The sequence below is a fragment of the Parasphingorhabdus cellanae genome (assembly GCF_017498565.1).
Taxonomy (GTDB): domain Bacteria; phylum Pseudomonadota; class Alphaproteobacteria; order Sphingomonadales; family Sphingomonadaceae; genus Parasphingorhabdus; species Parasphingorhabdus cellanae.
This window is the reverse complement of the sequence record NZ_CP071794.1, coordinates 3,608,908-3,621,526: the sequence shown is the minus strand read 5'-3', so window position 1 is coordinate 3,621,526 and position 12,619 is coordinate 3,608,908. Positions and strand designations below refer to the sequence as shown.

The 12,619-nt window shown below is 52.2% G+C and carries 9 protein-coding genes; 2 read left to right on the top strand and 7 right to left on the bottom strand.

Annotated elements, in window-relative coordinates:
• Positions 1-166 precede the first annotated feature (166 nt).
• Positions 167-1,387 (top strand): NADP-dependent isocitrate dehydrogenase, encoded by a 1,221-nt coding sequence (locus J4G78_RS17325; RefSeq protein ID WP_207987741.1) that lies wholly within the window; start codon positions 167-169, stop codon positions 1,385-1,387.
• Between the two features lie 55 nt (positions 1,388-1,442).
• Positions 1,443-3,260, top strand: a complete 1,818-nt coding sequence (locus J4G78_RS17320; RefSeq protein ID WP_207987740.1) for a cation:proton antiporter domain-containing protein — start codon at positions 1,443-1,445, stop codon at positions 3,258-3,260.
• Here the strand turns inward: J4G78_RS17320 and alaS are convergent.
• From alaS to dapA, 7 genes are all read right to left on the bottom strand, one after another.
• Positions 3,244-5,892 (bottom strand): alanine--tRNA ligase, encoded by a 2,649-nt coding sequence (alaS, locus tag J4G78_RS17315; RefSeq protein WP_207987739.1) that lies wholly within the window; start codon positions 5,890-5,892, stop codon positions 3,244-3,246. The two genes, J4G78_RS17320 and alaS, sit on opposite strands and share 17 nt — an antisense overlap.
• A gap of 73 nt (positions 5,893-5,965) precedes the next feature.
• Positions 5,966-6,592, bottom strand: coding sequence for a glutathione S-transferase family protein (locus J4G78_RS17310; protein ID WP_207987738.1), 627 nt, complete (start codon positions 6,590-6,592; stop codon positions 5,966-5,968).
• A gap of 283 nt (positions 6,593-6,875) precedes the next feature.
• Positions 6,876-7,973, bottom strand: a complete 1,098-nt coding sequence (gene recA, locus J4G78_RS17305) for a recombinase RecA (protein WP_207987737.1) — start codon at positions 7,971-7,973, stop codon at positions 6,876-6,878.
• A 152-nt stretch (positions 7,974-8,125) separates the two neighbouring features.
• On the bottom strand, positions 8,126-10,564 hold the full coding sequence (locus J4G78_RS17300; RefSeq protein ID WP_207987736.1) for a response regulator: 2,439 nt from the start codon (positions 10,562-10,564) through the stop codon (positions 8,126-8,128).
• On the bottom strand, positions 10,554-11,177 hold the full coding sequence (locus tag J4G78_RS17295; protein WP_310737230.1) for a DUF2062 domain-containing protein: 624 nt from the start codon (positions 11,175-11,177) through the stop codon (positions 10,554-10,556). The genes J4G78_RS17300 and J4G78_RS17295 overlap by 11 nt, the downstream gene beginning before the upstream one ends.
• Positions 11,170-11,652 carry an SsrA-binding protein SmpB gene (gene smpB / locus J4G78_RS17290; RefSeq protein WP_207987735.1) on the bottom strand — a complete coding sequence of 161 codons (483 nt, stop codon included), beginning with the start codon at positions 11,650-11,652 and terminating at the stop codon, positions 11,170-11,172. The genes J4G78_RS17295 and smpB overlap by 8 nt, the downstream gene beginning before the upstream one ends.
• Entirely contained in the window at positions 11,652-12,527 is an 876-nt protein-coding gene (gene dapA, locus J4G78_RS17285) for a 4-hydroxy-tetrahydrodipicolinate synthase (RefSeq protein ID WP_207987734.1), read from the bottom strand. The genes smpB and dapA overlap by 1 nt, the downstream gene beginning before the upstream one ends.
• Positions 12,528-12,619 lie beyond the last annotated feature (92 nt).

Here is a 12,619-nt window from a genome sequence, read left to right as displayed (position 1 = left end):
GCAGTGTCCTGTTCTGACAATACTGCTACTTCAGTTTTGCAGGATTGCTCGCGGGAGTTTTGAACAGATGGTTGAACATATTGCGATCTTTGCTAAGAGATCGTCATCTTAGATTCCTCCCGCTGAGTGCTTCGATCAACATTGCTTCCAGGAAAGAAAAATTTCTATGTCTAAAATTAAGGTCAAAAACCCGGTCGTCGAACTTGATGGCGATGAAATGACTCGCATCATCTGGCAATGGATTCGCGAAAGACTGATCGAGCCTTATCTTGATGTAGACCTTCATTATTATGACCTCGCGATCGAAGTGCGCGATGATACCAATGACAAGATTACAGTTGATGCAGCCAATGCAATCAACAAACATGGTGTTGGCGTCAAATGCGCCACCATCACTCCGGACGAAGCCCGGGTCGAAGAATTTGGCCTGAAACGCATGTGGAAGTCACCCAATGGTACAATCCGCAATATTTTGGGCGGTGTGGTGTTCCGCGAACCAATCGTAATCGACAATGTCCCCCGTCTGGTTCCAGGCTGGACCGATCCCATCGTGGTCGGCCGCCATGCTTTTGGTGACCAATATCGCGCGACCGATTTCAAGGTTCCCGGTCCAGGCAAACTCCGGTTGGTCTTTGACGGGGATGATGGCACCAAAATTGACGAAGAAGTATTCCAATTCCCGTCCCCTGGCGTTGCGATGGCAATGTATAATCTCGACGATTCAATCCGCGATTTCGCGCGCGCATCGATGAACTACGGTCTCAATCGCGAGTGGCCTGTCTATCTCTCTACCAAGAACACGATCATGAAGGCCTACGACGGACGCTTCAAAGATCTGTTCGAAGAGGTGTTCGAGGCAGAATTCAAGGACAAGTTCGAAAAAGCCAACATATTATACGAACATCGCCTGATCGATGATATGGTCGCATCCGCCATGAAATGGAGCGGTAAATTCGTCTGGGCCTGTAAAAATTACGACGGCGACGTCCAATCCGACACCGTAGCCCAAGGCTTTGGCTCACTTGGCCTGATGACGTCAGTATTGATGACACCAACCGGCAACACCGTCGAAGCCGAAGCGGCACATGGTACGGTTACGCGGCACTATCGCCAACATCAGGAAGGCAAAGCGACTTCGACTAACCCGATTGCTTCGATTTTCGCATGGACCAGAGGCTTAATCTATCGCGGCAAATTCGACGATACACCGGAAGTCACGCGCTTTGCCGAAACGCTGGAAAGAGTTTGCATTCAGACAGTCGAAAATGGCGATATGACCAAGGATCTGGCTATCCTAATCGGTCCCGATCAAAGCTGGATGACAACCGAACAGTTTTTTGAAGCCGTGCGTTCGAATCTCGAAAAAGAAATGGAAAACTGGAAATAATTCCGATGACGCTTTGACTTGCTGACAAACCGGATGTTTCAGTTATAGGTGTCGTATGAATACACCTCTCGACAGTCCGGCATTTGTTGACGCGATCGTGATATTAGGCGCCGCGGGAATCGTCATTCCCGCGTTCGCCCGTTTTCGGATCACACCGATAATTGGTTTCATCCTCGTGGGTGTATTGCTTGGTCCGTCAGGCTTGGGCTCGCTATCCGGACAATATGACTGGCTCAAATTTGTCACGATAAACGATCGAGAGGCCATAGAACCCTTTGCCGAGTTCGGCATTATATTGCTGTTATTTTCGATCGGCCTAGAGTTATCGTTCAAACGTCTCTGGTCGATGCGACAATTGGTTTTTGGCGTCGGCGCGGCAGAATTGCTAATATCCGGCGCGCTTATCGGCGGCGCACTTTATCTTTACGGTTTTCCTCAGCAAAGCTGGGAAGGAGCCGTTGGACTGGGACTGGCATTGGCGCTCTCCTCGACCGCCCTGGTGTTGCCGATGTCCGGTACAAAAAGCCCTGTTGGCCGCGCTGCGCTTGCTATGTTGCTGTTCGAGGATGTCGCTATCGTACCGATCATCTTTCTACTCGGCGCTATATCACCTGCCATGAGCAATAACTCCAGCTGGGACCAGTTGGGGCAGACGTTATTGATTGGCGGAGCCGTAGTTGCCGGAATGTTGGTGCTCGGCCGCCTTTTGCTTCCCCGTATTTTTGCTCAGGCAGCGCGAACAAAAAGCCCTGAACTATTCCTCTCTGTCAGCCTGCTAGTTATCATTCTTGCCAGTCTAGCAACTGCGGCCACCGGGCTTTCGCCGATTGTTGGCGCTCTCCTTGCAGGACTATTGATTGCTGAGACCGAATATCACGGCGAAGTCGAGATCATAACTGCGCCATTTAAAGGCCTCGCCCTTGGTGTTTTTCTAATCACTGTCGGCATGCAAATCGACATCAGAGTCATTCTCGACAACTGGGCTAGCCTTATCACTGCCGTGGTCGGCGTGGTAGTTGTCAAAGCAATTGTTACCGGCGGCCTGCTGCGCTTTGCAGGCGCCCGGCCCGGTACAGCAACAGAAGCCGGCGTGTTGATGTCCAGCCCATCAGAAACCACGTTGATCGTGTTGGCTGCCGCCGCGCAAGCACAGCTTATCCAACCGCAAACAGCGGCGTTCTGGCAGATCGTAACCGCAATCGGCCTCACAATCACACCGCTACTGGCTAGATTTGGTCATGACATGGCCCGGCGGATTGAGCTAAGGGGCGAGAATATTCAAGCAACAGATGACCAGGTCATTGATGCTGAAAAAACAATCATCATCGGATTTGGGCGAGTCGGTCGTTTGGTCGCGGATATGATGAAAGCGCATGAACAAAACTACCTCGCCGTCGAATCCAATATTGATGTAGTTGCAGGTGCAAGGCGAGAAGGATATCCCATTTTGTTTGGTAATGTCGCCCGGAACGAGATGCTTGATCGGCTTAGGCTCGGCCATGCCAAAGCGTTGGTTCTCACCATGGACGAGCCCGTTCTTTCGGTTCAGGTGGTAAAACGCGTTCGAGCTTGGGTCCCTGATCTCCCAATAATAGTTCGCGCCCGTGATACGGATCATGCGGCAGAGCTCTATCAAGCCGGTGCAACCAATGCAGTTCCCGAAGCATTGGAGGGCTCGTTACAATTGTCCGAAGCTATATTGGTTGAAAACGGTGTGGCTATGGGGCCTGTTATCGCTTCGATACATGAAAAACGCGATCAGATACGCCACCAAATTCAGAAAGATGGTAATCTCACCATCGAACCGAAGCTTAAGTCATCGGAATTGGATACCGGCATGGCGACAGACGAAAAACTCAGCCCGCAAGAATAGCCTTGATTGCGGCAATCGCGTCATCCGCTTTTGCTCCATCAGGACCGCCGCCTTGCGCCATGTCGGGCCTGCCCCCACCGCCTTTGCCGCCAACCGCGGTAACAGCAGATTGCACCAATTCAACTGCACTATGAGTAGCGGTGAGATCATCAGTAACGCCCACCGCTACTGTTGCGCGTCCGTCATTAACGGCGATAAGAGCGCTGACACCACTACCGATTTTTTTCTTCGCCTCGTCGATCAAACCGCGAAGTTCTTTTGGGTTCAGGCCGTTAATCACCTGACCACTGAAAGATATGTCACCTATCGTCTGAACTTCACTGGTAGAAGCGCCACCGCCATCACCCGCCAAGGCAAGCGCCTTTCTCGCTTCCGTAAGCTCACGATCGAGCTTTTTGCGTTCTTCCACCAATGCAGACACCCTTTCGGCTGCTTCGTCGGGAGAGGTTTTCAACACGGATGCTATTGATTTCAATTTGTTATCACGGTCAGCAAGCCATAACCGGGCCGCTTCTCCGGTTAGCGCTTCAATCCGCCGAACACCGCTCGATACAGCAGATTCAGAGATGATCACTATCAATCCTATGTCACCGAGCGCGTTGACATGAGTCCCGCCACAAAGCTCAACCGAATAGTCGGTATCATCTTCAACACCCATGGAAAGGACGCGGACTTCATCGCCATATTTCTCACCAAATAGGGCCAGCGCTCCGGCAGCAACCGCATCATCAGGACTCATTAAGCGCGTCACAACAGCCCCATTACCGCGAACCTGCGCATTCACATCGACTTCCACGGCTTTAATCTCAGCGTCGCTCAATGCGGATGGATGAGAAAAATCAAATCGGAGACGGTCTGGCGCAACCAAACTGCCCTTCTGGGTCACATGATCACCGAGATGATGACGCAGTGCCTTATGCAGCAGATGGGTAGCACTGTGATTAGCGCGGAGCTCGGTTCTGCGGGTTGCGTCAACCACCAGGTGAACAGTATCACCAACCGAAACCGCACCCTTGTCTATGGTCATATGATGCGCGTGGAGCCTACCCAATGGCTTGCTAGTATCTGCAACGCTGGCGGCGAAGCCTTTTTGTCCGGTTACTAAGCCGCTATCGCCCATTTGCCCACCGCTTTCGCCATAGAAGGGGGTCTGATTGGTAAGCAATATAACAGTATCACCAGCTTTAGCAGACTGAATTTCTTGACCGTCTTTGATCAGCGCAATGACCATTCCGTCACCTGCCTCTGCACTATAACCGGTAAATTCTGTACTGCCTTCACGTTCGGCTATATCGAACCAAATGGCTTCGGACGCTTGATCCCCGGACCCTTTCCAGGCTGCCCGAGCGGCAGCCTTTTGTTCCGCCATCGCCGCATCAAACCCTTCGCGGTCTACGCCAAGTGATTTCGCTCGCAATGCATCTTCGGTGAGATCGTAGGGGAATCCGAATGTGTCGTAGAGTTTGAATGCCGTCGCGCCCGGCAAGGTATCGCCCTCACTCATGTCGGCAATTTCGGCATCGAGTAGCTTTAGGCCCTTGTCGAGAGTCCGGCGGAAATTTGTTTCTTCCCGTAATAAAGTCTCCTCAATCAGTGGTTTCGCGCGGATCAATTCCGGGAACGCATTGCCCATTTCTCCGGTCAGCGCCCCAACCATACGGTGCATGAGCGGGTCTTGCGCGCCCAGCAAATGCGCATGGCGCATGGCGCGGCGCATGATCCGCCGCAGAACATAACCGCGGCCCTCATTGGCCGGCAGTACGCCATCGGCAACCAGGAATGATGATGCGCGCAGATGATCAGCGATAACGCGATGACTAGCTTGATTATCACCCGTTGTGTCTGTTCCGGTTAATGTGCCCGACTGCGCAATCAGCGCCTTGAACAGATCAATGTCATAATTATCATGCGTGCCTTGCATCACCGCTGCAACGCGTTCCAATCCCATCCCGGTATCGATGGAAGGCTTTGGTAAATCGACGCGATTACCATCAGCATGTTGTTCATATTGCATGAACACCAAGTTCCAAATTTCTACGAACCGGTCACCATCTTCATCCGGGCTACCCGGAGGGCCGCCGAAAATATGACCGCCATGATCGTAAAAAATCTCGCTACAAGGTCCACATGGTCCCGTGTCACCCATGGACCAGAAATTATCATTGGTCGCAATGCGGATTATGCGCTCTTCAGGAAGACCTGAAATTTTGCGCCACAGATCAAAGGCTTCATCGTCAGTGTGATAGACGGTCACTGTCAGCCGATCAGCAGATATGCCCCACGTCTTGGTAATCAATTCCCAGGCGTTTTGAATCGCTTGTTCCTTGAAATAATCGCCGAAAGAGAAATTGCCGAGCATCTCGAAAAACGTGTGATGACGGGCTGTATAACCGACATTGTCGAGGTCGTTATGCTTGCCGCCAGCACGCACACATTTCTGGCTCGACGTGGCAGTGGGATATTTACTCTTCTCCGCGCCCGTGAAGATGTTCTTGAAGGGCACCATACCCGCGTTGATGAACATCAACGTCGGGTCATTATGCGGAATAAGCGGAGATGAAGGCACAATTTCATGTCCTTGATCAGCGAAATATTCCAGAAAAGAGCGTCTTATATCGTTCGTTGTAATCATGGACTGGACTTAGGCGAGGCCCGGGCGGTTTACAATCCCGTCAGTGGAAGCATTAGCTAAATTTGCCGCGCGATCAGGCATAGGCATAGGGCCCACCTTTTTCCAAAGCTGTTTGATATTGTGGCCGATCATGAATCCGCTTGAGCCAGGCTTGTAAATTGGGAAAACGGTCATCCAGTCCTGCTCGTGATTGACTGGCTTCCAAAGGAAAACTCATCAACACATCGGCCGCAGTGAGCTCGCTACCAGCGAAATAGGGCCGGGACGAGAGTTCGGTTTCAAGCCAAGTGAGTAAATCCTCTACCATGCCCAATATCGGCTTCTTTGCTGGCCAGCCCAGAAAGCCAAGGCGGTTGATAACGAGCGCACCGAATAGCGGCGGCATCATCGATCCTTCGGCAAAGTGCAAATATTGGGTATAAAGCTTAGCGCCAGTTTTGTCTTCTGGTGCGCCCAATGTCCCACCAGCCTTGGTAACCAGATATTCGACAATCGCTGCTGTTTCGATGATCACCTGACCATCATCTTCTATCATCGGTGATTTACCGAGCGGATGAATAGCCTTCAAACTGTCGGGCGCGCGCTGCGTCTTGGGATGACGCTCGTAGCGTTTGATTTCATAGGGTAGCGCCAGTTCTTCTAGCAGCCAGAGAATACGCTGCGACCGGCTATTTTCCAGATGATGAACGATGATGGTCATAATGCCCCTTTTCAAAAGATCGCTTACTTCACCGGTTCAGTGCTTAGTACGTCCGAAGTTCACGAAAATTCCGCGCGAAAGCCGTTGTAAGATGAAAAACCGGTGAGGCTTTTCCAACTTTTGACAGGAAATTGCGGGATGGCAAATGAAAAGGGGCCGTCCTAACTATCGGGGGACAGAAGGACGGCCCGGATGCCGAGGTTCGCCTCGGGGGAAACGAACCGGCAAACTTGAAATTTAGAAGAAGGAAGCTGCAGAAGGGCAAATCCGCTTCTGTAGCTTTCTATTTGGTTTCTTCACTAACGTCGGTATCGCCGTCAGCGCCAACTGGGCCGGTCATCATTTCCTCGGCAATTTCTTCTTCATTGCCGCGAATCTGATTTTCCAGCTTCGCCATCATTTCAGGGTTTTCGAGCAGGAAGCGTTTCGAATTTTCGCGCCCCTGACCAATGCGCACCGAGTCATAAGAGAACCACGCGCCAGATTTCTCGACCACGCCAGCTTTGACGCCAAGGTCGATAATCTCTCCGACTTTGGAAATGCCCTGCCCATACATGATGTCAAATTCGACCTGCTTAAATGGCGGTGCGACTTTGTTCTTCACCACTTTCACACGAGTGGAGTTACCCACAATATCGTCGCGTTCCTTAATCTGACCGGTGCGGCGAATGTCAAGACGAACCGATGCATAGAATTTCAGTGCGTTGCCGCCCGATGTGGTTTCAGGATTGCCGTACATCACGCCAATTTTCATCCGCACCTGGTTGATGAAAATCACCATACATTTTGAACGACTGATCGAACCGGTCAGCTTGCGCAGTGCCTGGCTCATCAAACGCGCCTGCAGGCCCACATGGGTATCGCCCATTTCGCCCTCGATTTCAGCCCGCGGAACAAGGGCGGCGACTGAATCGACCACCAGAACATCGATCGCGTTAGAGCGCACCAATGTATCGGTAATTTCAAGCGCCTGCTCTCCGGTATCAGGCTGAGATATGATCAACTCGTCAATATCCACGCCCAATGCATTGGCATACACAGGATCAAGGGCATGTTCAGCATCAACAAAAGCTGCCGTACCGCCTGCTTTCTGCGCTTCGGCGATGACATGCAGCGCCAAGGTGGTTTTACCTGAACTTTCAGGACCGTAAATTTCAATCACGCGACCTTTTGGCAATCCCCCGATGCCAAGCGCGATATCCAGTCCCAAGGAACCGGTAGAGACCGATTCGACCTCCATCGCTTTGCGAGAGCCCAGCTTCATCGCTGAGCCTTTACCAAAGGCGCGATCAATCTGTGCCAATGCGGCGTCGAGCGCCTTTTGTCTGTCTGATGAGTTCAATTGATTATCCGATTCTACGACTTTTAAATTGCCGGCCATTTGCCTGTCCCCTTCGCTAAATGCTTGTACGTTATCAATCAATGATGGATATGATGTACCGCATTTGTTCTACCAGAACAAGAGTGGAACAGAATTTTTCTGAAAATCTATAATGTCTTTATATTACAGTATTTTGCAGGTTATTCTATAGGCTATTTGGCATGTTCGGCCAAAATTTCTCCGACGGCTTCTGCAATTTGTGCGACAGAAAATGGCTTAGGCAGGAACGCAACATTATCGAGATCGATCGATTTGCGCAATTGTTCTTCCGCATAGCCGGACATGAACAGAATCGGCATATCGGGATATTTTTGACGGACCTCTTTGGCCATCGCAGGACCATCCATATTCGGCATGACGACATCTGACAGGATCATATCGAAAATCTCTTCGCCCTCACCTAACGCATCAATATGTTGTAGCCCCTCTTCACCATCGCTGGCGGTGACAACCGTATAGCCTTGGCGCGTCAATGCGCGTTCGGCGACAGCGCGCACCATGTCCTCATCCTCGACGAGCAAAATATGGCCACTACCCCATAGCTCTTTCTTGGCGACCGCTTTAAGCGGCTCCATAGTCTGGGCCGTTTCCTGCTCCGACATCTGGTGGATCGGGAAATAGATAGAGAAGGTCGCGCCTTCGCCCGGTTTAGAATCGGCAAAAATATATCCGCCCGACTGTTTGACAATGCCATATACTGTAGACAGCCCCAGACCCGTTCCCTTGCCGACCTCCTTGGTAGTGAAAAACGGTTCGAAAATCTTGCCGATCAACTCTGGCGGAATGCCTTTACCAGTATCAGTGACAAACAAAGCGGTATAATCACCCACTGGCAAGATATCTCGCTTTAGCGCCCGCACATCGGAGGCGGCGACCATTTGCGTGGTAATGGATATTTTGCCGCCATTGGCGCCGCTGGCTTGGATCGCATCGCGCGCGTTCACGCCGAGATTAATGATAACCTGCTCCAACTGTCCTGGATCAGCGCGTACCAACCCCAGATTGCGACCATGCTTCACCTCCAGTTCGATGCTGTCATCGAGCAGTCGTTTAAGGAGATTGGAGACATCCGCTACCACATCGGGCAGCTGCAAAATCTGCGGTCGCAGAGTTTGTTGGCGTGAGAAAGCCAGCAATTGTCGCGTCAAACCAGCCGCCCGATTGCTGTTATTCTTGACCTGTTGAATATCATCATAGTCGCTGTCGCCTGGGGCATGTCGTAACAGCATCAGGTCACAATGGCCGATAATAGCGGTCAATATGTTATTGAAATCATGCGCAACACCGCCGGCTAATTGCCCGACCGCTTGCATCTTGGTCGCCTGTGCGACCTGGCTCTTCAACTTGGTCTCTTCGCTGTTATCCTTGATCGACAGCAACACCGCCGCATCGCCCAGCCCTCGGATCCCTGCTATACCCAAGGCAACAGGGTCTTCCCCGCCTGAACGCAGCCGCACCGCGAGATCGCCGGACATCGAAGGTCCGCTGGCATAGCGCCGCACGGCATCCGCCACCGCCGACTTATCGTCGCGGATCATCAGATCGCCGGGATAAAGCGGTTTCTCCCCTTCCCGCAACCCGGCAACTTTGCCAAAAGCATTGTTGAAGAATAGGAAACGGCCATCACGATCCGTCAATGCGAGACCAAGCGGCAACAGCGACAGCATCGATTCAATCTGTTCGAGCGCCTTGCCGCGCTCAACCATGCCGCCATCATCGTCGATCAACAGGATCAGCGCAGGGCCCTTTTCCTGATTGCGGTCTAATGGAATATGAAACAGACGTACCGGTGTGCCGTGTCGGCCATCCCGTTCAAAAAAGATTGTACCCTTGTCATCGGAACGCATGAAGTTGATGAAGTTGCGGCCTGATATATTGGCTTCTTCCCGGCCAGTCGCTCGCAGCGCGAAACCTTGATTGGATCCCCTGATCCGTCCCTCACCGCCAATGACAGCCGTCAATACGCCAGCTTCGGACAGCGCCCGGCCGGTGGCTCCACCAACCATGCGGATCGTATCTTCCAATATGTCACTGCGTCGTTGTGGTTTGAATTGCCACAGCAAATATTCATCACCCTGCCCTGCGCGCATAACTTTTGCATTATATTCCGCTACGCCGCGCTTCAAACCCTCGGCATAACCGCGGCCATCGCGCCATGCGTTGCGCCCTGCCGTGGCGAGGAGATCATTGCCACCATCCTGAAGTGGCAATTCCGGCGGTACGGCTGGGCCATTGAACCATTTGGTGAACAGCTCGTTCGCACAAACCAGCCGCCCGGCTCGATCGGTAATCGCCAATCCCAGTTCAGACTGATCGGCCACTAATCTGGTCACTGCCCAATCGGCTAAAGCAGAAGACTCTTCATTGGCGGCGCTATCTTGGGGCCGCAGAAAATAGACGACCGCAGCGGTCGTGACCGCCAGCGCCAGGAAAGCAAAGAGCAGCGCGGTATTTTGCACCTGCCAATAGAGCAATCCCAACGACCCGGCGATTGCAACCACCAGCAACAAAACCCGCAAGCGAGTGTCATTGGTCGTTTGTTGCGTGCTTTGGTTTAACAAGCCAATATTGTCTCTTGCTTCACTTGCCATCAGTTTCGCTATCTAAATCCAATTTCCTAATCCGCTTTTGCCATTTTCTGGCGGTCCACCAACGCCAACCAAAAGAACTGATGAGATAGCCCAATGATGAAAAAACGATACCCAATAACAGAAAACCAAAAGCGGTTACGCCGGCCTCACGGACAAACCAGCTCAGCCAGATACCAAATTCGCCGCGGATCTGGTTGTTGATCGGCTGCCCATAGGTCATCGCGTCGATGCGCAGCGCAAATTTCCCGATCTGATTGGCTATCGCAATCCAGAATGGATAGGTGAAGGGATTGGTGATGAATGTGGTCAGGGCTGCGATCGGAACGTTCGCGCGAATCGGAAGCGCCAAAAACACGGCACCGAATATCTGCCCTACCGGGATCAGGAATGCTGCCATCATGCCAAGCGCTACGCCGCGCGGCACCGACCGGCGTGTAAAGCGCCACAGGTCCGAACGCAAAAAACGGTGCGCTATTGGTTTGAGATAGCGGTTTTCAGCCATCCCCTTCCGGGTCGGCATTTTATCTTCGAGCCAACGGAAGATGCGCATAATCGTCCGCGCACCCCAGTCCTTACCCTGTGAATTGGGGCCCGAGGAATTTGGATCAGCCATGTTCGCGCATCAACCGCCCTTGCTGGCGTTTCCAGTCACGATCTTTTTCGGTCGCGCGCTTGTCGGGAGCTTTCTTACCCTTGGCCAAAGCAAGTTCGATCTTGGCCCTACCCTTGCTATTAAAATAGATTGATAGCGGTACGATGGTCATACCCTTGCGCATCACCGCGCCATAGAATTTGTTAATTTGACGCCGGTTGAGCAGCAATTTACGCGGCCGCTTGGGTTCGTGGTTATGGCGATTGCCATGGCTCCACTCGGGGATATTGGCATTGATCAGCCAGACTTCATCATCTTTGACTTCGGCATAGCTCTCAGCAATCGTCCCGGATCCGAACCGTAGCGATTTCACTTCAGTTCCGGTCAGCATGATCCCCGCTTCAAACTTCTCATCCAGATGATAGTCATAGCGTGCGCGCCGGTTTTCCGCGACGACCTTTTGTTTGTCATATTCAAGAGGACGGGGTTTGGCCATTAGATCAAGCCAGCTCCTTCTAGCGCTACATCGACGGCCTTGCGCGCTTCATCCGAAGGCGGCGTCATCGGCAGGCGTAAGTCGGTCGGAAAACCTTCAACGACCCGCGACAGTGCATATTTTACCGGTCCCGGAGACGCATCGGAAAACATCGCCTTGTGGAGCGGATAGAGCTTATCGTTCAACTCCCGGGCCTTTTCATAGTCGCCAGCTGCACAGGCCGCTTGAAATTCAGCGCATAGTTTCGGCGCGACATTGGCGGTCACGGAGATACATCCCGCGCCACCAGAGGCATTAAAAGCAAGCGAGAGTTCATCCACACCAGACAACAGACAGAAATTATCATCGCAAGCAAGCCGGTGATCGGTGACCCGGTCAATTTCGCCGCTGGCGTCCTTGATCGCGATGACGCTTGCCAGTTTAGATAGAGCCGCAACCGTTTCTGGCAATATGTCAGTCACTGTTCGTGCTGGCACATTATAGAGTACGAGGGGCAAATCATTCTTCTTGGTCAGCGTCTCAAAATGGGCAAAAATGCCCTCTTGATTGGGACGGTTATAATAAGGAGCCACAACCAGCCCAGCCGTTGCGCCGCATTTTTTAGAAAAATTCAAATGAAGCAGGGCGTTGGTTGTATCATTGGAGCCACAGCCCGCAATAATAGGCACGCGCCCAGCCGCCTGTTCGACACAGACTTCGATCACGCGGTGATGCTCGGCATTGGACAAGGTGGAGGATTCGCCAGTTGTCCCGCAAGGCACCAAACCGCTGCTGCCTTGTTCAATTTGCCAGTCTACCAGGGCCCGAAATTCACTTTCTGCGAACGATCCGTCGCGAAAGGGAGTCACCAGGGCCGGAATTGAGCCGGAAAACATGCAAATACTCCTTTATATTTGGCAAGGAACTTGCCAAAGCTTGCCTAAGATTAACAATGATATAGTTCGCCGTTCAGCGCCTGATAAGGAGC